This window comes from Shewanella sp. POL2 (assembly GCF_000282755.1).
GTDB classification, from domain to species: domain Bacteria; phylum Pseudomonadota; class Gammaproteobacteria; order Enterobacterales; family Shewanellaceae; genus Shewanella; species Shewanella xiamenensis.
The window spans coordinates 46,545-67,178 of record NZ_AKZL01000008.1 but is presented as its reverse complement, the minus strand read 5'-3'; the positions used below and the strand labels follow the sequence as shown (position 1 = coordinate 67,178).

Annotated in this window: 16 protein-coding genes; 8 read left to right on the top strand and 8 right to left on the bottom strand. The window is 45.8% G+C overall.

The features are described from left to right. Positions 1-15 precede the first annotated feature (15 nt). The 6 genes from SHEWPOL2_RS03490 (at position 16) to pepN (ending at position 6,717) form a co-directional block, all read left to right on the top strand. Positions 16-966 (top strand): hypothetical protein, encoded by a 951-nt coding sequence (locus tag SHEWPOL2_RS03490; protein ID WP_037426150.1) that lies wholly within the window; start codon positions 16-18, stop codon positions 964-966. A gap of 9 nt (positions 967-975) precedes the next feature. Continuing rightward, the gene (locus SHEWPOL2_RS03485; protein WP_037414894.1) at positions 976-1,188 is read left to right on the top strand and encodes a SlyX family protein; all 213 of its coding nucleotides are present in this window, start codon (positions 976-978) and stop codon (positions 1,186-1,188) included. Positions 1,189-1,242: 54 nt separating this feature from the next. After that, a complete protein-coding gene (def, locus tag SHEWPOL2_RS03480; RefSeq protein ID WP_037426148.1) occupies positions 1,243-1,785 on the top strand; it encodes a peptide deformylase in 543 nt (180 codons plus the stop codon). Beyond that, entirely contained in the window at positions 1,782-3,182 is a 1,401-nt protein-coding gene (locus tag SHEWPOL2_RS03475) for a hypothetical protein (protein WP_037426146.1), read from the top strand. Before def ends, SHEWPOL2_RS03475 begins: the two co-directional genes overlap by 4 nt. Positions 3,183-3,249: 67 nt before the next feature. After that, positions 3,250-3,843, top strand: coding sequence for a penicillin-binding protein activator LpoB (lpoB, locus tag SHEWPOL2_RS03470; RefSeq protein WP_007645693.1), 594 nt, complete (start codon positions 3,250-3,252; stop codon positions 3,841-3,843). Positions 3,844-4,083: 240 nt separating this feature from the next. Further along, the gene (gene pepN, locus SHEWPOL2_RS03465) at positions 4,084-6,717 is read left to right on the top strand and encodes an aminopeptidase N (RefSeq protein ID WP_037426144.1); all 2,634 of its coding nucleotides are present in this window, start codon (positions 4,084-4,086) and stop codon (positions 6,715-6,717) included. 54 nt (positions 6,718-6,771) lie between these two features. On the opposite strand, the gene SHEWPOL2_RS03460 is transcribed toward pepN, so the two are convergent. After that, positions 6,772-8,298, bottom strand: a complete 1,527-nt coding sequence (locus SHEWPOL2_RS03460; RefSeq protein ID WP_050991301.1) for an EAL domain-containing protein — start codon at positions 8,296-8,298, stop codon at positions 6,772-6,774. A gap of 260 nt (positions 8,299-8,558) precedes the next feature. Here SHEWPOL2_RS03460 and SHEWPOL2_RS03455 point away from each other — a divergent pair, with 260 nt between their 5' ends. Beyond that, a complete protein-coding gene (locus SHEWPOL2_RS03455) occupies positions 8,559-10,451 on the top strand; it encodes a methyl-accepting chemotaxis protein (protein WP_037426142.1) in 1,893 nt (630 codons plus the stop codon). An 85-nt stretch (positions 10,452-10,536) separates the two neighbouring features. Here the strand turns inward: SHEWPOL2_RS03455 and SHEWPOL2_RS03450 are convergent, their stop codons facing one another. Continuing rightward, positions 10,537-11,901, bottom strand: a complete 1,365-nt coding sequence (locus tag SHEWPOL2_RS03450) for a diguanylate cyclase (RefSeq protein WP_037426139.1) — start codon at positions 11,899-11,901, stop codon at positions 10,537-10,539. A 644-nt stretch (positions 11,902-12,545) separates the two neighbouring features. Between SHEWPOL2_RS03450 and SHEWPOL2_RS03445 the strand changes: the two genes are divergently transcribed. Then, positions 12,546-13,442 carry a DUF72 domain-containing protein gene (locus SHEWPOL2_RS03445; protein WP_050991300.1) on the top strand — a complete coding sequence of 299 codons (897 nt, stop codon included), beginning with the start codon at positions 12,546-12,548 and terminating at the stop codon, positions 13,440-13,442. Positions 13,443-13,464: 22 nt separating this feature from the next. Here the strand turns inward: SHEWPOL2_RS03445 and SHEWPOL2_RS03440 are convergent, their stop codons facing one another. From SHEWPOL2_RS03440 to SHEWPOL2_RS03415, 6 genes are all read right to left on the bottom strand, one after another. Beyond that, the gene (locus tag SHEWPOL2_RS03440; RefSeq protein ID WP_037426134.1) at positions 13,465-14,934 is read right to left on the bottom strand and encodes an inorganic phosphate transporter; all 1,470 of its coding nucleotides are present in this window, start codon (positions 14,932-14,934) and stop codon (positions 13,465-13,467) included. A gap of 187 nt (positions 14,935-15,121) precedes the next feature. Then, entirely contained in the window at positions 15,122-16,798 is a 1,677-nt protein-coding gene (locus tag SHEWPOL2_RS03435; protein ID WP_037426131.1) for a glucan biosynthesis protein D, read from the bottom strand. A 256-nt stretch (positions 16,799-17,054) separates the two neighbouring features. Then, positions 17,055-18,530 (bottom strand): carbon starvation CstA family protein, encoded by a 1,476-nt coding sequence (locus SHEWPOL2_RS03430; protein WP_037426128.1) that lies wholly within the window; start codon positions 18,528-18,530, stop codon positions 17,055-17,057. 226 nt (positions 18,531-18,756) lie between these two features. Then, complete coding sequence (locus SHEWPOL2_RS03425; RefSeq protein WP_037426126.1) at positions 18,757-19,233, bottom strand: GNAT family N-acetyltransferase; 477 nt, start codon at positions 19,231-19,233, stop codon at positions 18,757-18,759. Positions 19,234-19,413: 180 nt separating this feature from the next. Then, positions 19,414-20,148, bottom strand: coding sequence for an LrgB family protein (locus SHEWPOL2_RS03420; protein WP_037426123.1), 735 nt, complete (start codon positions 20,146-20,148; stop codon positions 19,414-19,416). Then, positions 20,148-20,582, bottom strand: a complete 435-nt coding sequence (locus SHEWPOL2_RS03415) for a CidA/LrgA family protein (protein WP_037414933.1) — start codon at positions 20,580-20,582, stop codon at positions 20,148-20,150. The genes SHEWPOL2_RS03420 and SHEWPOL2_RS03415 overlap by 1 nt, the downstream gene beginning before the upstream one ends. Between the last annotated feature and the right edge of the window lie 52 nt (positions 20,583-20,634).

Genomic DNA, 20,634 nt, shown 5'->3' with positions numbered 1-20,634 from the left:
TTTAGGAGCAAGTTCATGAAGAAAACCCTACTGCTGGTAATTTGCACGATTTTTTTGACGGCTTGCTATCCTAAAGCCGAAGATATTCGCGTGCTCTCAAAAGACCCTTCTTACAGCGCAAGTCTCTCGAGTGATGGCACTCTCGCAATTGTCGCAACTCAGAATCAAGGAGTCCAATGTCGGGACTTAACCCAGCACAGCCTTAAATACCAATGGGTGCATGGCGACCTTAATACAGGCGTGGCCAGCACAGCCATTTCACCTAATGGAGAGTTCGCTGCATCGTTAAGCCGCGATTCAGTAGCACTATGGACAATAGCCGACGGAAAATCCGTAGGTTGGTGGTCACTGCCCGCATCGGGAGAAAGTGTTGCGGTAGCCAACAATGGGGTTTTGCTTATTGGTTTAAACGATGGCAGCGTAATGTCTCTGAATGCGGCAAAAACGGCACTGATCAAATTCTTAGGCCATAAAGAACGCGTCAATACGGTTGCACTGTCGGCGGATGGTCGCATCGCACTCACAGGGTCAAATGATATGCAGGCCATTTTATGGCAGGCACAAACCGGACAACCAATCCACACTTGGGATCTTGGTAGTCGGGTGACTAAAGTAGCGCTGAACGACAGTGGTAGTTTAAGCTTTACCAATGGCAGTACGAATGACGCAAAAATTTGGGACAACTCAACCGGTAAACTTTTAAATCAATTAGCAATTAATCGTCGCCAAATGACCTTTTCAGCAGTACGTTTTACTGAGCAAGACAAGCAGTTATTAACGGGAACTCCCGCCCGCGAAGTCATACTCTGGCAACGCAGTTCGGGTAAACCTATTGCACAATGGCAAATTGCGTTGACGAAAAACAGCCAAAACCGAGGAGCCGTTGTATACTCTGTGGCAATTCGAGATACCAATAAAGTCGTTAGTATCAGTAGCCAAGGCTTAGTTGAGACTTGGCAACAATAGAGGTTAGCCATGCAAGGTGTACAACAACAAATTGAAGAGCTGCAAACTAAATTAGCTTTTCAAGAACTCACTGTCGAAGAATTAAACCAAGAGGTGATTAAGCTGAATCGACTCGTGGCCCATCAACAGCACCAGATCCAGTTATTAGTTGGCAAGTTGCAGGCAATGGAGCCGAGCAATATTGCCACCCAAGCTGAAGAAACGCCGCCACCCCATTATTAATAACGAACTAAAATCGTCTGCCAAACGATGAAGACTAAATATCCAGGGAATGCGATGTTTAAAAATGAGATACAACACTCCTGTCAGCCGCTACCGATTGCCCAGGTAGGGGAAGCCATTTTAAAACAACGGGCAATTGAAGTACGCGACTTTGATGAAACGCTCAGTCAGTTAGCATCGCAAATGGTGGCAAGCATGGTAGAAGCAAAAGGCGTCGGGATCGCTGCCCCACAAGTGCACAGCCCGCTAGCGCTATTTATCATGGCATCACGGCCAAACGAGCGTTACCCCGATGCACCGCTAATGGAGCCCGTTGTGGTGGTTAATCCACACATCGAGTTGGCATCTTTACAACTCGAAAAAGGTGAGGAAGGCTGTTTATCTGTCCCAGGACAACGATTTACCATTTGGCGTCACCACAGTATAGTTGTGCGCTATCAAAACCTAGCGGGACAGTGGCAACACGCCGAATTAACGGGTTTTATTGCACGTATTTTCCAACATGAATTCGATCATCTTCAAGGGATCACTTTGCTTGAGCGTTCACAAATGCCACAGCAAACACTAATGGCACAAGAAGGTAACCCACAGGCATGAACACCACCTTCATTCACTCTTTTATCAGACCCACCATCAGCACATTGATGCTCACCGCCATCTTCGGTTCGAGCGGCTGTGCCTATAACAGTATTTTTATCAATTATCCGGCACAAATCGCGCCAATCAAACAAGATCTCAATACCGCGACGCCCATGGCGGATATCGACAAATTAGCCAGTAATATCCAAGGCAATGACGGTTTGCTTTACGCTCAAGAAGCGGGGCGCATCGCTCAAGTTGCGGGGGATTTTGCCAGCAGTAAAAAATACTACGAGCAAGCGGTGGCGGCCTACACCGCCTTTGATGATAAAGCCAAGATTAGCGCCAGCGATATCGGCGCGACGGCGACAAGCTTAGTGTTAAATGACAATGCGATTCCCTACCGCGGCCCGGGCTTTGAGCGCATTATGTTGCACCAATATCAGGCGCTCAATTATCTATTCAGCGGTGACTATCAAGGCGCGCTAGTGGAAGTTCGTCGTAGTAACGAATTGCAAAGTTCAGAGCAAGAACGCTATCAAAAATCGCAAAAATCGGTACAAGCTATGGCTAATGGTACGGTCGATGCAGAAGTGAATAAACTAGGGCAAGCGGCAGGCACTGTCACCAGCTCCTTCCTCAATGCTTATAGCTATTACACGACGGGCGTACTACACGAAGTGCTTGGTGAACCAAACGATGCCTTTATCGATTACCGTAAAGCAGCACAAATCACTCCTGATAACACGTATCTGCAACAGGATTTGGTCCGCCTTGCCAAACAACTCGGCATGCCGCAATACGATGAGTTTAAAAAGCGCTGGGGCGATGCCAAGCTACCCAAAGCGGGTGAAGGCCAAGTAGTGTTGATGGTCGAAAAGGGCTTTGTCCCCGAAAAACAAGCACTCACAGTGCCCTTCACTATCCATGGCAACTGGCAAACCGTGTCTCTAGCGACCTATGGGCCAAACAATAGCTATGTGCCAGAGACTCAAGTACAGGGCTTAGGCACAGTGCTTAAAACTGAACCTATCGCCAATATTGATGCCTTAGCGATTACCGCCTTGAAAGAAGATTTACCCGGAACCTTAGTCCGCCAAGTTGCAAGGGTTTATGCCAAATCGGAAATGGCTTATCAAGTCGAAAAAAGTGGTAAACCCGGCAATAATGCCGCCGATATTGGCAGTATTGCTATGCAGATTTTTAACGTTGTTACCGAACAGGCGGATCGCCGTAGTTGGTTAACACTGCCGAAACAGGCACAAATTGGCAGGCGTTATCTCAATCCTGGCGAATACACACTGCAATTGGATAAAGCACCACCGACAAAAATTGACGTTGCCGCAGGCAAGACCACCTTGGTCTGGGCAATTGATACTGGTAATTACACCCGAATTTATTCAATAATCATTTAACCGAGCGGTGAATGTTTGAATAAAACGAGTGTCATTAAGTTTTTACAATCACAAAATGGAACTGACTATGAAACAATTTAAACTGATTTTTGTGCTGGCTGCCGTGATGGGTCTGGCTGCATGTCAATCTAAAGTAGAGTATGGTGATGCCACAGAGGTTGAAACCGTTAACGAAAACTTTGGCTCAACGGATCTGCAAGCCATTGCCGCTAAAATGGTTGATAGCATGATGACTTTCCCACCTATCGTGGCCATGACAGCGAACAACCGCCCAATTTTGTTTGTCGATAGCATCAAAAACAAAACCTCTGAGCATATCGATACTGAGTCAGTAACCGACTCTATCAGCAACAAATTATTGCGCTCAGGCAAGTTCCGTTTCATCGACATGACTAAAGTCGATTCAGTTCGTAAGCAACTGGATTACCAAAACAATACCGGTATGGTTGACCCATCAACCGCCATCAAGTTTGGTCGTCAAATCGGTGCCCAGTACATGCTGTATGGCAATCTATCAAGCATCGTTAAGCAAGATGGCAGCACCAAAGACGTTTACTACAAGATGACTATGCGTCTAATGGACTTAGAAACAGGTCTTATCGAATGGTCTGACGAAAAAGAAATCCGTAAGACCAAATCTAAGTCTTTCTTGGGCATGTAATCCCGCTCAAAGTGATAGGCTAATGCCGAAACATCCAAAAAAAGCCAGTATTTTTGCTGGCTTTTTTTACATTTTTAACATTGGTTATCCATGCTAAATAAGGTAGTGTACTCGCCCAAAACACTAAGCAATGATGCCGCTTTTGTATGGAGAAGAGTTCGCGACACAATCAGGCCGACTCTTAACCCTCGACGCTGCATCTACGCCACAAATAAAGTAAATCGTTGAAGGATTTAAGTAGTGAATTTGTTTAAAGCTAGCCTAGTCGCCCTCACCTGCTCTGCATTAATGTCGTGCGCCGTTAAAAGTCCTTTAAATACAGGACCAAGGGACGCCAGTCCCTATATCAGCCAGTATCAGGCAAGCCTACGTTCACAGGTAATATCGGATGTGCATTATGAGTTGGATTTTCAACTGACAGGTGACACGCAATTCAGCGCAACAACTAAGATCCACTTCAATCTTAGCGAGGTTCCTAAGCAACTGAGCTTGGATCTAAGCAAAGCACAAATTAAGCGTTTTTTGATTAACGGAACCGCCATTTACCCCAATTACAATGGTGCCTATATCAGCTTAAACACCCGCTTACTGACCTCGGGAGATAACACGGTTGAAGTGCAATTTACCCGAGCGCACAGCACTAATGGCGAAGGCTTGCATCGCTTCCAAGATCCCGTCGATGGCAAGGTCTACCTCTACTCTCACTTTGAGCCTGCCGCTGCGCAACAGATGTTTGCAGTATTTGATCAACCCGATTTAAAAGCCAATTACAAAATCAGTGTGACCGCGCCGAAGGATTGGCAAGTGATCAGTACCATGCGCGAGTCCTCTGTCACACCTGCGGGGACCATTAATCGTTGGGAGTTTCCTGAAACGCCTAAATTAAGCCCTTACAATTTCTCTATGCATGCAGGCCCGTACCATATGTGGCAGGATAATTCCGGCCGCTATCCTATGCGATTATTTGCACGACAATCCGTTGCTCACCAAGTGACCCCACAGGACTGGTTTACCTATACAAAACAGGGGTTAACCTTCTTTGACGCCTATTTTGGTATTCCTTATCCCTTTAAAAAATACGACCAAATCCTAGTGCCAGACTTTCTCTATGCCGCAATGGAAAACGCAGCAGCAGTGACCTTTGCCGAAGATCATTTCCTCCACAAAGCTGAAATGACCGCCGAGCAAAAACAAAGCTTGGCGGGTGTTATTATGCACGAAATGGCCCACCAGTGGTTTGGCGATTTGGTCACGATGAAGTGGTGGAATGGCCTCTGGTTAAACGAAAGTTTTGCTTCTTTTATGGGTACACTCGCGACCCAAGAAGCCACCGAATTTACGAATGCTTGGCGCAGTTTTTATGCTCAAGGCAAACAGCGTGCCTATGAGCAAGACAGCTTAGTCACTACCCATCCGATTGAAGTGCCTGTAGCTACCACCCAAAATGCCTTCGACAATATCGATGCTATTACCTATCAAAAAGGCGCCTCGACGCTCAAGCAGCTACGCCATTTACTTGGTGATCTGGTGTTCCGCCGCGGCGTGAGCAACTACCTCAAACAATACAGCTACCAAAATGCCGAGCTGGATGACTTTATCAATAGCCTCGCTAAAGCTGCGGGCAGAGACTTAAGCGCATGGACACAGGAATGGCTATACAGCGCTGGGGTAAACACCATTAAAGCCGAATACCGCTGCGACGGTAACCGCATTAGCGAATTTAGCCTATTGCAATATCCCGCTAGCAGCGAACTACCGACACTGAGGGAGCAAAAAGTCCAAATTGCACTGTTTACTAAAGGACGTTTCGATTTAAGGCATGAGACCACAGTACCAGTAACCTACAAGGGCGAGCGTACCGAGGTGAAACAATTAGTCGGTGAGCGTTGTCCCGATCTGGTTTACCCCAACTATGATGATTGGGGCTTTGTGAAGGTGCAACTCGATGAAAAATCCTTCGATACCGCCAAGCAACAGTTAAGCCGAGTTACAGATCCGCTATTGCGCTCAATGTTATGGCAAAGCTTGTGGGACAGTGTACGTGAGGGCAACCTGAGTTTAGATCAATACCTCAGCACAGTATTCGTCAACGCCCCAGCGGAGAATGACTACACTGTAGTCGGCCAAATTATTTCTAGCTTGCTACGCAGTAAAGAATACCTCGCGCAGATCGCGCCTATTCAGCAAAACTATGCTGAAAATGCAGTCAAAGGCTTAGCGCAAATGAGCCTTCGTAAGACCATGGAGAGTCGAGGGGACAATGACTTCCAGCGCCGCTGGTTCGATGCCTATATCCAATTAGCCAGCGATCGTGACAGTTTACGTCATTTAGCGCAATTGCTAGACGGCACAACTAAAATCAAAGGGCTAACTTTAGATCAAGATCTGCGCTGGGCTATCATAATCCAGCTTAATCGCTACGACTTCCCGAATGCGCAGCAACGTATAACACGGGAAATAGCACGTGATAACTCAGATTCTGGGGAAAAAGCGGCATTAGCCGCTCAAGTGATCCGTCCTGAAGCTGCCGCAAAACGTCGCTGGTTGAGTAAAGTCCACGCCGATGTCCTACCGTTTGCTAAACAGCGCATCATCATGGAAAACCTTTATCCTGCGGAGCAAAAACTCTTAAGCGCAGCCACAGCTGAAGAGCGCCTCGCAAACTTAGCCGATATGGACAAAAAGGGCCCAGTGTTTATGCGTAGCTACAGCCGTAACTTGATCCCAACCGACTGTAATTACAATAGTATTACCGCCTTGGATAAAGTATTAGACAGCCAAACAGGCTTATCTAATCTTAGCCGTCGTACTTTATTAGAAACGCGTCAAGCAGAGCAGCGTTGCGTGCTAATCAAAAATAAAATGACCCACTGATAATGAGTTGAAAAAGAAGAGGCTCTGATGAGCCTCTTCTTTTTGCCTTGATCTTTACCTTACATGGGAAACCTGTAGATAAAAATGTAATAACTCATTCAATGGTAGTGGCTTAGAATAAAAATAGCCCTGATGTTGATACACCCCTTTAGCAGCTAAATAATCTACCTGTTCTTGGGTTTCCACGCCTTCGGCAATCATCTCCATATTCGACTCGTGTCCAAAGGCAATAATGGCATCGAGCACCGCACCTTTAAGATCTTTCGTACCAATGGTATCGATAAACATCTTATCAATTTTGATACTATTAATTCCAAGTCGCTGTAAATAGCTAAAACCGCCAAAACCCGTACCAAAATCATCCAGTTTAAAGTCATGGCACAATGGTAAAACGGCTTTTATTTCAGCTAAGGCTAGCTCAAATTGAGTGATAGGTTTGCGCTCCGTCAGCTCAAATGCAATCCGCTTAACCATGGGATCTCGGTTTAAAGAGAACCATTGACTCAGCAAGCCAGACTCTAAGTGCTGCGCAACAATATTGATGCTTACCCAGCCTTTTAGTTGAGCTAAATCGCGATACACCTGATCTAGCAATAAATCGGTGATCGGTAATATGAGCCCCGAATCCTCAGCATAAGGAATAAATTGATTGGGCTGGACTAATACACCATCGAATCGACGCCAACGTACCAGCATCTCCTGCCCAACAACGTCGCCTGAACGGCAATCGATAATGGGCTGATAATAGGGAATAAATTCTTTTCGACTCATTCCTTTTTGCAGCAACATACCAAGCGATACCCGGGCAGATTGCCAGTTCCAATAAAAAATCACAGCTAAAAATGCTGCAATTAACGCTGCAATAAAGAGTACGACACCAATGCGATAAGCTTCTTGCCAGTAGAGATCATCACCCGCCTTTAAGGTTAAGGTGACATCTAACGTTTTAATATAACGAGATTTCTTGATAATGCTGTGGTTTTCATCAAGATTTTCTGTCCCCCTAACCATGGGGGAAAGCCCTTGATAACTGATGAGTAATTGATAACAACCGTGGCAAAGGTTAGATAGGGTTTCGTTATAAACAGAGCTATTAGTCAGCACGACTAACTTCTGCTCACCTAAATGAAAAGCATAGGCAAGACTACGAGCACGATCGGTGGCCGCGACCGTTGTCGCAATATCGACCTGTTGTGTGCCAAAAAATAAACTTCGAGATCGATCAAGATGGTAATTGACTGGCGGACCGATATTGGAGCATTTTTTACCATCGGCAAGTTCTAGCTGAATAAAACGAACAATTGCTGGACTCAAGGATTGACTATTGAGTAACGCAATATCATCTTCATTGCAGGTAAAAGATAATTTAGCAAATGCCCGTTCAATATTTTTTTGCTTAAAATCATCAACACCATTTGCAAAAGTAAGTGTTATTTCATCAAAATCACGATTAAACCTTTTTTCTATGCTATAGGCCGTCAACCAAGGATAAATTGTACTCGCTAAAAGTATTGGTAAAAGAAAGATTAAGCATGAATGTAACCAAGGATTAAAGCACCAGCGAGGAAAACTCCATTTCATCTATACTACTCTCTTACTTATGTTTGGGTGCACTTGCTTATGACACTTTAGGAATACTATGCTAAAAAGCCTTTCAAAACTGTGCAATAAAACAAGTTCACCATGATATAAGTAACTTTTGAAAATACTTATACAAAACAAAATACTGTTAGCTGCCACAACTTTATCAAATCTGAATGAACAACCATTAATGCTTTAGCTATTTCAGCCGCTATACTTTATTAACGTTAGGTTGCTAGCGGAATTTAAAGGAATAGAATATGCGTTCAACACTTAAAACTCGCCTACTTTTTAGTAGTCTCTTAGCCGTATTCATCACTGTTGCAGTACTGGTTAGTATTTCAAGCTACGTCATTAGAAATCATGCTATAGGCAATACCCAAGGCGAGATTGATCAACTAGCGAATACTTTTGCCGAAGGTATTGGACTATGGATGAAAGATAGAAAAACAGCCATTACAAGCCTTAAAAAGACCATAGAGGCTGACCCGAGTGTGCAAATTACCCCTTATTTATTACAAGCACATAATGCAATGGGATTTGCGCTCACCTATTTTGGTGATGAGCAAGGCAACATGTACCGCCAAGATCCAGCGCTCAATACCGCAAACTATGACCCACGTGTCCGCCCTTGGTATATGGATGCCAAAGCCGCTAATAGCATGGTTATGACTGCTCCCTATGTCAGCGCCACCCTTAAAAAACAAGTTGTGACTATCGCTGAGCCAGTGATGGTTGCGGGCCAACTCTTCGGTGTCGCCGCGGCAAACCTTACCATTGACCAACTCACCGATGCGGTACAGCGGCTCGAAGTTCCCGGTAATGGCTACACCCTGATGGTAGACAACACTGGACTAATTATTAGTCACCCCAATAGTAAGTTAAATAATCAACAACTTACTACTATTGACTCTGATTTTACCCCCAACTGGCTATCACAACGCGCCAATGCCAATACTATGGAAGAGCGTGAATTAGATGGTGAGACTCAACTAGTCTATGTAGCGAACGTTCCGTCGACCGACTGGGCGTTAATATTTGTGATGAACAAACAAGAAATTATGTCGCAAGCGACTACGCTCGCTTGGTGGATGTCCGCCGTAGGCGCTGGGTTACTGGTAATGTTTGGCTTAGTATTAGTCGCAATCTTCAAAATGCAATTCAAAGACTTAGAACGAGTTGCTTTGGCACTAAATGATATCGCAGAGGGCGATGGCGATCTGACGGTGAGAATTCACACCGCAAACAGCCATGATGAAATTGGGATCTTAGCCTCAGGTTTTAACCGCTTTGTCGAACGTCTACACGGCATGATTTCGAGAATGCACAATATTGCAGGCCAACTTGAATACCAAGCTAAGGGCAGCAGTGCATCTGCGGCAGATAACAGCCAACGCATTGCGGTTCAGCAGGACGAAGTGACCATGGTCGCCACCGCAGTCACCGAAATGGCCAGCGCCACAGAAGAGATTGCCAGCAACGCCGAACATACAGCGCAAACAGCGCAAAATGCCGTGAGCCTCTCGAATCATGGTCAAAAACAAGTGATGCAAAGTCAGCAATCTATTCGTAACTTAGCAAATGAGGTTGATACCGCAGGACGTATTATCAGCGAGCTGAATGAGCACTCACAAAAAATTAATAGCATTCTATTAACGATCAGTGGGATTGCAGAACAAACCAACTTGCTTGCGTTAAACGCAGCCATTGAAGCCGCTCGCGCAGGTGAGCAAGGTCGTGGTTTCGCCGTGGTTGCCGATGAAGTTCGCGTATTATCGCAACGCACTCACTCATCAACCCAAGAAATTCAGGCAATGATTGAAACCTTGCAACAAACAGCAGGCAAAGCCGTAAAATCCATGACTCAAAGCCATGATATGGCAGAAACGAGTGTGGCCGATGCCAACTCAGCCAGCGAGAGCCTGCTGCAGATAAGCAAAGCAATTAATGAGATATCTGATATGGCAAGCCAAATTGCAACGGCCGCAGAGGAACAAACCTCTGTGACTAGCGAAATTAATCGCAATACCGAATCAATTCGTGAAGTCTCAGAAAACCTCTCTATTGAGGCCCAAAGTGCGATGGTGCAGTCACAGGAGTTGGCTCACTTAGCCGCCTCACTGCAACAGGAAGTGTCACGTTTTAAACTATAAATACACTTGTTGCATTGAATTGATATAAACACCCGCTGTAGCGATTTTCGTTACAGCGGGTTTTAGTTAGAGTTTTAACACTGGCCTATAAGTGCTTTCCCTTCAAACCTTGATACCCCAACTCAATACGATTACCACCATTCTTTTTAGCCTTATACATGGCAGCATCGGCGCAGGAAATAAGTTGCTGTTCATCTTTGCCATGCTCAGGATACAAAGCGACACCAATACTTGGAAAAATATGAATTTGCTGCTCTACAAGCTCAAAAGGCTGATTCAATATATCCAGCACTTTTTGAGCAACGAGCAAGGTATTGTGTGCAGAATCAACTCGCTCCAGTAAGATAACAAATTCATCGCCACCAAAACGCGCGACCGTATCAGAAACTCTCACGCAGCTCAGAAGCCGCTGCGCGGTAATTTGTAACAACAAATCACCCACACTATGTCCGTAGGTATCGTTAACCCATTTAAATTTATCTAAGTCTAAATAAAGTAAAGAGAAATAACTCGACTCTCGATGCGCTCGAGATAAAGCCTTTTGAAACCTATCGTAAAATAACTCTCTGTTGGGTAGATGAGTCAACTGGTCGTAGAGTGCTATCTGCTCTAAGCGAGCCAACATTTGACGACGTTCGATGGCGAACGCAATTTGAGTCGAGACAAACTCCACCAATTCACAATCTTGTGAAGTATAGGTTCTTGAACCTGGGTTGCTATGCATTAGCAACGCGCCAATCACCCCTTTGTGCAATCTCAACGGCACGCCGAGCCAGCAATCTTTAAAAGTTACTGCTAATGGCGATGAAAGCGTATTCGACATGGGACAAAAGAGTAAGGATTGTCCCGTTTGAATGATCTGCTCAGCAAAATAATTAGCATTACTGATATATGCGATATTTTGATCGGACACCGATAACTGGTAAGGAAAATCTAATTGATTTGAATCTTGGTCATAAAGCGCGATAGCAAAATTTTCTGCGGGTAAAAGTTTTGCAATGATCTGGTGGATATGACTATAGAGGGATAACAAATCCTCGGCCACATGAACCGCCTCGGAAATCTCGTATAACGCGGCTTGCCGACGCTCAGCATTTTTATTTTTGGTAATATCGCGAGCCACCGCAACGCGTTGTTGATATTCATCAGACCAGCGGGCTGACCACAGAATATCCACTATGCTGCCATCTTTGCGTATATAACGATTTTCAAAATCGATTTTATAGTGATCTGTCATAATTTCATTGGCCGCAGCAAGCGTACGTTCACGGTCTTCTGGTAAAACCAAATCCAACATCTGCATACCAATCATTTCATCTGGCGTGTAACCAAAAATACGTTCAGCACCCGCACTCACAAATTCAAATCGCCCCGATTTATCCACCACACAGATGGCATCTAATAGCAAATCAATAAAGCGACCAAGTGAAGTATAACCTTCGTTTTTCACACGACTCTCCCACCACGCCTGCAGACAAAACGAGAATAGCTAACTGACTATTGCAGCTAAGCTGTGCATCCCTGTATAGAACCAACGCGCGAATACTCGATGATTAAGGTTAATAGTACATAATATCATACTATTAGAGTAGGTTAATTAGCATGGCAGTTCCACTATTACAACATTCCATACATAAAGCCGAATTGGACATTAGCTTAACCCAATAACAGCATCCGCAAGATGCTTAGGGCGTGTTGACGTTTCAGGGTTATTTTTGCAGCAATTTGGCTGGCGTTTATGCAAGGCAAAGTCCGTGCTGTGTAGTTATTCTACATAAACGGACGATAACGCAGCAGAAACGTCAGCCAAGTGCTGCCCGAAGGGTTCGTCTGGCAAGCCCTTGCTCTTACTTTCGGTCATAAGAGCCGCTCGTCATTTGAGTAAACTACACATCATTCCTCGTTTCGCGAGCACGAGCTTGCCAGAACGAACAAAATTTAATCTCGAAACGTCAACACGCCCTAGTATTTGACTGAGATAAAACTCTTTGAGCACAATAGCCAATTCAAATTTAGTTGATTATATCTGGAGTTATTTTGACAGCGCTTAAGTCACCTTCACACCAAGCGAATCATTTTCGCCTAGGGCTTGCAATGTGGTCTCATCAGCATTGGCAAAGCAGTGTTTATGGTGCAACAACTAAGCAAGCCGATCGCCTTGCCCGCTACGCAACCATTTTTAACACTGTAGAAGGTAATACCAGTTTTTACGCCACGCCAAATACACAAACAGTGATGAACTGGCACAGCGCAACACCAGATGACTTTCGCTTTACCTTTAAACTACCGCAGCTCATCACCCATCAAAGACAGCTGCAACATTGTCAGCAGGAACTAATGGAATTCTTTCGGGTGATGTCGCCCTTGGCTGAAAAAACTGGGCTATGGAAGATCCAACTTCCCGCCTACTTTGGCCCGGAGCAACTAACAACCTTGGCGCATTTTTTAGAAATGCTTCCCCAAGGCTTGACCTATGGCGTTGAAGTACGGCATTTAGCCTTTTTTGCGAAGGGAGAGGCTGAGCGAGCACTAAACCGCTTGCTGATGGATAAACAGGTAAATCGCATCATTATGGACAGTCGGCCCTTGTTTGCCCTACCGCCCGCTAGCGAAGCAATTATTGATGCCCATAAGAAAAAACCACAATTGCCTGTACATGCTATCGCAACTGCAAATGCGCCAGTGGTTCGCTTTATCGGACAAACCGATGGTACTATCGAAGCCTTAGCCGCCAATAACGATAAGTTACAGATCAAAAACAACGATAGCTTTTTCAAAAATTGGTTACAGCAACTTCCCCTCTGGATTAAAGAAGGTCGAGAACCCTATCTTTTTATCCATACACCCGACAATCAAACGGCTCCCGAGCTCGCAGTTCGTTTATATCAGCAGTTACAGCAGCAAATCGCCGCTGAGATTTGCTTACCAACAGTCAAGTTACACACTCCGCCATTGGCAGATCCTACCTCGCAAATGCAACTCTCTTGGTAAGAGGCTGCATATCAACTTCAGCTTAGCCCCAAATTGAGTTAGCGAGAATAAAGACCAATGCCGACAAGAACATCGTAATAGGCAGCGTGAGTACCCATGCCAATAGAATTTGCTTAATGGTTTGGCTTTGCAGCCCAGAGCGATTAGCAACCATAGTACCCGCAACCGCCGAAGACAGAATATGCGTCGTTGAAACTGGCATACCCGTAACGCTGGCAATCCCGATCGAAGCCGCAGCCGTCACCTGCGCAGCAATACCTTGGCTATAGGTCATTCCAGACGAGCCTATTTTTTCTCCCACGGTATAAACAATTCGCCGCCAGCCCACAAGCGTGCCACAACCCAAGGCAGTCGCAATCGCCACGATCACCCAAAGCGGCGCGTATTCGGTCGATTTAGTCAAATCCTTACGCCATTTAGCTAAAGAGCTTAACTCCTTGGCTGGTAAGTCTAATTTAGACACTTTACGAGCGGTATCATCGATACACAGCAACAACCTACGCACTTCACGGCGCTCTTCTACCGTCATATCTTGAAAACTATTCGCCCTATCCAAACGGCGATCAAGCAACGACATCGCGGGTAACACGGTCTGTGCCGAACAATGGCTCAACAGCTCATCACTCGCCTCAAGCTGCGCTTTTACATCAACTAAATCGCTAATTATCGCTTGATTGCGGCTATAGATAGCCATAATCCGCCGGTTTGCATCCTGCGTCCTTGCCAAATCATAGGACTGGCTGCTCATATCGAGGGCAAAATACGCTGGGGCCATACAGATAAGCACCAGCATCACTAAACCTATGCCTTTCTGCCCATCATTCGAGCCGTGGGCAAAACTCACCCCCATGGCCGAAGCTATCAGGCTGACGCGCGCCCAAAATGGTGGATGGCGTTTACCATTAATCTGAAATTGTTCATCGGGCGTACGGTGGATCTTGTGCTTTTGCCACATGAACTTCATCAGCAATAGCAGTGCTCCAGCAAGCACAAAACCAAGGGTGGGCGAAATAATCAGAGATAACATGATTTGCGTGGCTTTAGTGAGATTAATGCCATGCAATATAGGCTGGTGATGTATCCAAGCAAATGCGCCACCAACCCCCATAATCGAACCAATTAAGGTGTGGGAGCTAGAAGCTGGAATACCAAAGTACCAAGTACCTAAGTTCCAGATAATGGCGGAAAATAACAGTGAAAACACCATTAACAGCCCTTGAGTGGAGTCCATCCCCAACAAGGAGTCAACGGGAAGAAGATGTACTATGGCATAGGCTACGCCAAGTCCGCCAAGTAACACTCCCGCAAAGTTAAAAAGGGCCGATGAAACCACCGCTAAATTTGCAGGCATAGCTTTGGTATAGATCACCGTCGCAACAGCATTGGCGGTATCGTGGAAGCCATTGATAAATTCGTAGGCCAACACAAATAACACTGCCAGCACTAAAGCCACCGACCAACCAAAGCCGATAGAGGTAAATATCTCAAACATAAATCGCGAACCTATGACGAGGACGCCACAGATTACGCCCAAGGTTGGGTATTTGACAGTGAAAAATTATTTAGATTTTCAAAAAGTGAATTAGTGCTCAATAACTTTGAATCCAACTTGCAATTAACAAATCGCATAATACAAAAACGCCAGCACTGAGGCTGGCGTTTTGATTCACCCATATAGCTTACTGTAGATGACCTGCGTTATGCAGTTCACGTTCGTTCATCGGCGGTGGTGTCCATTGGTACATCCACGTTTCAGACAAAGGTTGACCATCTACTTCTAAGTAAACTCTTAGGTTAATCGGCTCAACGCTATCCTCTGGCGGCACGAGGTCAAACATAGCGCGGTAACCATTGATCGCATGTTGTGGGCGAGCAGAGTCGATTTCCACACGGCCTTGTGAAGTTGAAATAACCGCTTTCACTTGAGTATCTTTACCCAGCATTGGTAAAGAACCACCAGCAAAATCAATCACGAAGCGCTTGCTATAGTACTTACGCTTTTGACCAACTACGCCACCAATACCAGTAAAGGTATCCACTACGCGGGCACGGGGTGACTGCACAGGTGGAGTACCGCCCCAGTACATGTTGTAGCTATAGAGCAACTCTTGGCCTGGTTGAATGGGCTCTGCAGGATTCCAGAAAGCCACGATATTGTCGAAGGTTTCGTCCAGTGTTGGAATTTCAACTAACTGCACCGAACCTTTACCCCAATTACCTGTTGGCTCAATCCACAGACTTGGGCGCTTCTCGTAGAATACGCCGTCATCTTGGTAGTGGTCGAAATTACGGTCGCGCTGCATTAACCCAAAGCCCTTTGGATTCTCATCGCTATAGGCGTTGAATCTCAAGTTACTTGGATTGCCCAGTGGGCGCCAAATCCATTCACCGTTCCCCGTATGCATGGCAAGTCCATCTGAATCATGGATCTCTTGACGCCAGTCGTAACCTGTACGGCGATCGTTCTCACCGACCATGAACATACTTGTCAGTGGTGCAACGCCTAAACGTTCGATAGCCTTACGCGGATAAATCGCCGCATCAACCTTCATCTTCAAACGCTCACCCGGCTCGATATCAAAACGGTAAGCCCCTGTTACACTTGGTGAATCTAACAGAGCGTACACAGTCGCAATATTAGAACCTGGTTGCGGCTTCTCTAACCAAAAACGGGTAAACATCGGAAATTCTTCAGGCTTAGGCAACGCAGTATCAACCGCCAAACCACGGGCTGAAAGACCATACTGCATTTCCTGACCGACCGCGCGGAAATAGCTTGCGCCCAAGAAAGCAACAACGTCACGTTGCCAGTCAGTGTTGAACTGCATTCTAAAGCCTGCAAAACCTAAATCTTTAGGAAGCTGGCTACCCTTTACCTTCGACTTACCGTAATCGAACATAGAAGGAGAATATTCAATCAGTTTAGCCTTGCCATTTTCCAATTGGTAAATGTGCACTGGTGTATCGAAATACAGACCTAAGTGGAACAACTCGGCGCGAAACTCCGAATCATCCTCATGCCACAGTGCGGCTTTTTTCTTGAAATGGAATTGCTGGTAATCATCCCAGCTCATGCCCTGTAAGCTTTTTGGTAACTCACCCTTGTGGCTTACATAGGACTCTGTCGCCAGCGTATGGGCATAGCCTTTTAACCAAGCGTAGCTAAACTCTTCTTCCTGCGGCGCACTAGCTTTACCCGCTGCACAAGCAGATAAGCTTAACAACACACTACAGGTGAGCAGTACGCTGCCAACCATCCGTTGTAAGCGGCTACGAGTAGACTGAGCATCTACCGATGGCATCACCATCGGCTCAGGATTTAAATGTCTTTGTTCGGGAAATAAATTGGGTTGCATAAGCAGACTCTGAATTGGTGTAACTTCCTGACACTTCTCTGCAAAAGTAAGCATTATTGCAGTGACTGCCCTGTGGAGAACTGTTGATGACAGTGATAACAATAACTCTATCTTCATCAGTTCGCCAGAATCTAACATAATTTCGACGCAATGGAATATGTCACAGCGACAATATTCAATACTGACGCCAGTTTATGAAAATAGTATTAAAAAGGGCTGCAAAATGCAGCCCTTTATGGTCATAAAGCCAATTAAGTTATAACTTTGTATCTATTACTGTTTTGCGTTTGTTGTGAGCAATAATCAAGGCGATTAAACACACTACTCCCACTGCGATGCCCACTGGTTGACTCAGGGATTGAGGTAAACCTAAACCAATACCTGCGGTAACAATGTAAGACACTGTCACACAGGTGCCCGCAATCGCAGGCAAGCTTACTATCCAGTGAAAACTGCCTCTATCGAACAGATATTTTGTCGCCAACCATAGCACACTGGTCGATAGCAACATGTTTGAGAAAGCAAAATAACGCCAGATCAAGGAGAAGTCGATCTTGGTCATAAAGTAAGCGATGGTCAGAATAGGCGCCGCTACCAGCAAACGGTTACGCATACTCTGAGGGATATTAAAGGCATCGATAATGGTTAGACGCAGCGATCTAAACGCGGTATCCCCCGAGGTAATCGGAAATACAGCGACCGCAATAATTGCCATCACGCCGCCTAATACCCCAAGATAGCTCGTAGCCACTTGGTTAACCACTAAGCCAGGGCCGCCTTGGTCTAGTAAGCTCTTAAGCTCAACATATCCGCCCGGGAAGGCCGCAATCCCCGCAGTCGCCCATACACAAGCCACCACACCTTCAGCCACCATAGCGCCGTAGTAAACTGGGCGAACGTATTTCTCGTTTGTCAGGCAGCGTGCCATGATAGGTGCTTGAGTTGAATGAAAACCACTAATAGCACCACAGGTAATAGTCACAAACAGTAATGGCCAAATCGGTAAACCATCGGGGTTAGGTTCCAATAACTCATTGTTGTAATGGCTGTGGTTGAAGTACGCGAACACATCGCCCATTTCAGGTAACTGCGGAGCATTGATGAGGAGAGCCACTGCAATCGAAGTGGTCATCACGATCATTAATAGGCCAAACGCGGGGTACAGCTTAGTGATGATCTTATCGATTGGCAGCATAGTGGCTAAGAAGTAATAGGCTAAAATCACTAATACCCAGAAGGTGTTATTGCCAAAAATAGTATCTTTAAAATAATCGAGATTACTGAGTAGTCCTGCAGGGCTCATGATAAACACCACGCCCACGAAAAAGAGTAACATCGCAGTAAACAGCAGCATCACGCCTTTAAAATAGATGTTAAAATAGTGGCCCGCGATTTCAGGCAGACTCTTTCCATCTTCTTTTATGCTTAACACCCCAGAGAAATAATCGTGCACCGCGCCGCCGATAATGTTGCCTAACACAATCCAGAGTAAGGCCACTGGGCCATATAAAGCCCCTAGAATAGGGCCAAAAATCGGCCCGACACCGGCAACGTTTAAAAATTGGATTAAAAACGCTTTGGCGGGGTGAACGGGCACATAGTCCACGCCATCTTCGAATCTTGCTTGGGGTGTTTGCGCTTTAGGATCAATCCCAGCTTGGCGTTCAACAAACGGACTATAAAACTTGTATGCCAGCACTAAGAGCGCAAGACATAAGAAGAAAATTAACATTATTTAACTATCCATACTTTAGTAGAAGGTGATTAACTAGAGAGTTTCATTGAGTTAGCCAATGAGATCAAGCCATCACATACTAGACTAAAGTCGGGTTGATAAATCTAAATTTACGATAAGACTCGCTTATCTAAATAGATTTTTCAAATAATTTGTCTGTAAAAAATAAATCCAATCTTCTCTATAAGTGTTTCAGCGATTGGCGGTATAGCTTGTTTAAGCCTTAACTCAGCACAAATTCAAATAATGGCGCCGTATCATCTTCCTCTTGAATGAGTCTGTACGTCTTTACAAATCCATGGCGCAGCAACACCCGCTGGGATGCAACATTATGCAGTGCCACATGGGCAAAGAGCGGCCTTGGGGTCACTAACGATAAAAACGCGCTCAAGGTTAAGGTTGCGACTCCGCGCCCCCAAAATGCACGGTCAATCCAATAACCTATCATCGCCTGACCATCCCTATGCCAATGGCCAATATTGCCAACAAGCAAGCCATCGACTTCTATCCCCCGTGCCAGTACCGAAGCCTGCCCAAGGATATTTTGCTGCCAATGAAGGTAAAACGCCTCACGCTCCCGCGAGGGGAACTGCGCCAATTGGCAAGCAATCGGATCCTGCTGATGGGCGAAGATCAGCTCCAGATCGCTCTGCTTGATCGGCCGTAACGTCACATTCGATACGTGTGTTGGCTTATCCATCCTATATCTCTATTCAATTTCATCATCATGACATCTCGACATTCGCCGTCAGCTAAAAAAATGGGCGCATAACCCAAGCAGAGGTTAGCGCCCTAAGAGGCAAAACAACATCATTTAAACAAACAAAATCACAATAAGGCGGAGAGGGTTAACGCAAACTCAGCAAATCACTAACTCACACTAACTGAAGATCACGGCAAATACGGGCGCGCCCAGCACCATCGCAATCCCGATAAAAATCATGGTTAAACTGGCAATAACGCCCTCTTGCTGGCCTAACTCGCTGGCTTTTGCGGCGCCCGCACCGTGGGCCGAAGCGCCCAAGGCCACGCCTTTACCTAAAGAGGTGCGAATATGCATCAACTTGAACAGCGGCTCGCACACTAACATGCCGATAATACCGGTGATGAGCACCATCATGGCGGTCAGTTCTGGCACACCGCCAAAGGCGCTTGTGGCCTCCATCGCAAAGGGCGTAGAGACCGAACGCACCAACAAACTCTTTGCAAGCTCCACAGGTAGAGGCACAAATTTGACTAATAGCCAGCTCGACACCATGCCCAGCAACAGTCCAGCCACCACGCCAAGGGCAATGGTCAGCGGATATTGGCGAATGAGTTTACGCTCCCGATAAATCGGCAAGGCAAATGCGATTGTCGCAGGTGCTAACATCGCCATTAACCAATGGGTGTATTCAAAATAAGTCGGCAGTGGAATATCGAGATTAAACACCAAGAGCGTGATCACTACAGGCGCAAGTACAATCGGCGCTAACCACCATACCCGGTGGCGCTTATACAAACGCTTCGCCGCAAAATAACAAAATAGTGTTAATAACAAGCTGATAAGTGCCAATCCCGTCTGCGAAAACACTAACTCAGAGACAACCGCAGGACTTAAGCTAACGCTCGACATTACACGGCCTTAGCATGGCGACGCGCATGCTTTTTGATATTGAGCTGACGCTCGAAGCGAAACACTCTATCAACCACAAATCCCGTACCCACCATCACGCATACACTGCCCATCACTAAGGTGAAGAGGATATTCAACCCATATTGCTCAAACAGGCCTTCGTACTTGATAACTGAGATCACTGGCGGAATAAAAAACAGCAGCAGCTCACCGATAAGCCAAGCCGCGCCGAGCTGCACGGCATTTTCAGGAATTAACTTAGTCGCTAACAAAATCAGCAACAGACCTAAACCTAATACACTACCAGGCACTGGTGAATGTGCCCAAGAGGCAAACCAATGGCAGGCAAAAGACAATAAACAAAAGAGGCCAATTTGAGTTAACAATAAAGCCCCATGACGGCATCGACGTATTGCGGCTTGTAGGAAAGACATGCGGTTTCTCGATTTACACCAAAAGTTACTATGGGATTATTTTAGGCTTGCC

Bases quoted from the DNA above. Each gene is read 5' to 3' on its own strand.
- SHEWPOL2_RS03490 (WP_037426150.1), top strand. From the start codon at position 16: ATGAAGAAAACCCTACTGCTGGTAATTTGCACGATTTTTTTGACGGCT.
- SHEWPOL2_RS03485 (WP_037414894.1), top strand. From the start codon at position 976: ATGCAAGGTGTACAACAACAAATTGAAGAGCTGCAAACTAAATTAGCT.
- def (WP_037426148.1), top strand. From the start codon at position 1,243: ATGTTTAAAAATGAGATACAACACTCCTGTCAGCCGCTACCGATTGCC.
- SHEWPOL2_RS03475 (WP_037426146.1), top strand. From the start codon at position 1,782: ATGAACACCACCTTCATTCACTCTTTTATCAGACCCACCATCAGCACA.
- lpoB (WP_007645693.1), top strand. From the start codon at position 3,250: ATGAAACAATTTAAACTGATTTTTGTGCTGGCTGCCGTGATGGGTCTG.
- SHEWPOL2_RS03460 (WP_050991301.1), bottom strand. From the start codon at position 8,298: ATGAAATGGAGTTTTCCTCGCTGGTGCTTTAATCCTTGGTTACATTCA.
- SHEWPOL2_RS03455 (WP_037426142.1), top strand. From the start codon at position 8,559: ATGCGTTCAACACTTAAAACTCGCCTACTTTTTAGTAGTCTCTTAGCC.
- SHEWPOL2_RS03445 (WP_050991300.1), top strand. From the start codon at position 12,546: ATGTGGTCTCATCAGCATTGGCAAAGCAGTGTTTATGGTGCAACAACT.
- SHEWPOL2_RS03440 (WP_037426134.1), bottom strand. From the start codon at position 14,934: ATGTTTGAGATATTTACCTCTATCGGCTTTGGTTGGTCGGTGGCTTTA.
- SHEWPOL2_RS03435 (WP_037426131.1), bottom strand. From the start codon at position 16,798: ATGCAACCCAATTTATTTCCCGAACAAAGACATTTAAATCCTGAGCCG.
- SHEWPOL2_RS03430 (WP_037426128.1), bottom strand. From the start codon at position 18,530: ATGTTAATTTTCTTCTTATGTCTTGCGCTCTTAGTGCTGGCATACAAG.
- SHEWPOL2_RS03425 (WP_037426126.1), bottom strand. From the start codon at position 19,233: ATGGATAAGCCAACACACGTATCGAATGTGACGTTACGGCCGATCAAG.
- SHEWPOL2_RS03420 (WP_037426123.1), bottom strand. From the start codon at position 20,148: ATGTCGAGCGTTAGCTTAAGTCCTGCGGTTGTCTCTGAGTTAGTGTTT.
- SHEWPOL2_RS03415 (WP_037414933.1), bottom strand. From the start codon at position 20,582: ATGTCTTTCCTACAAGCCGCAATACGTCGATGCCGTCATGGGGCTTTA.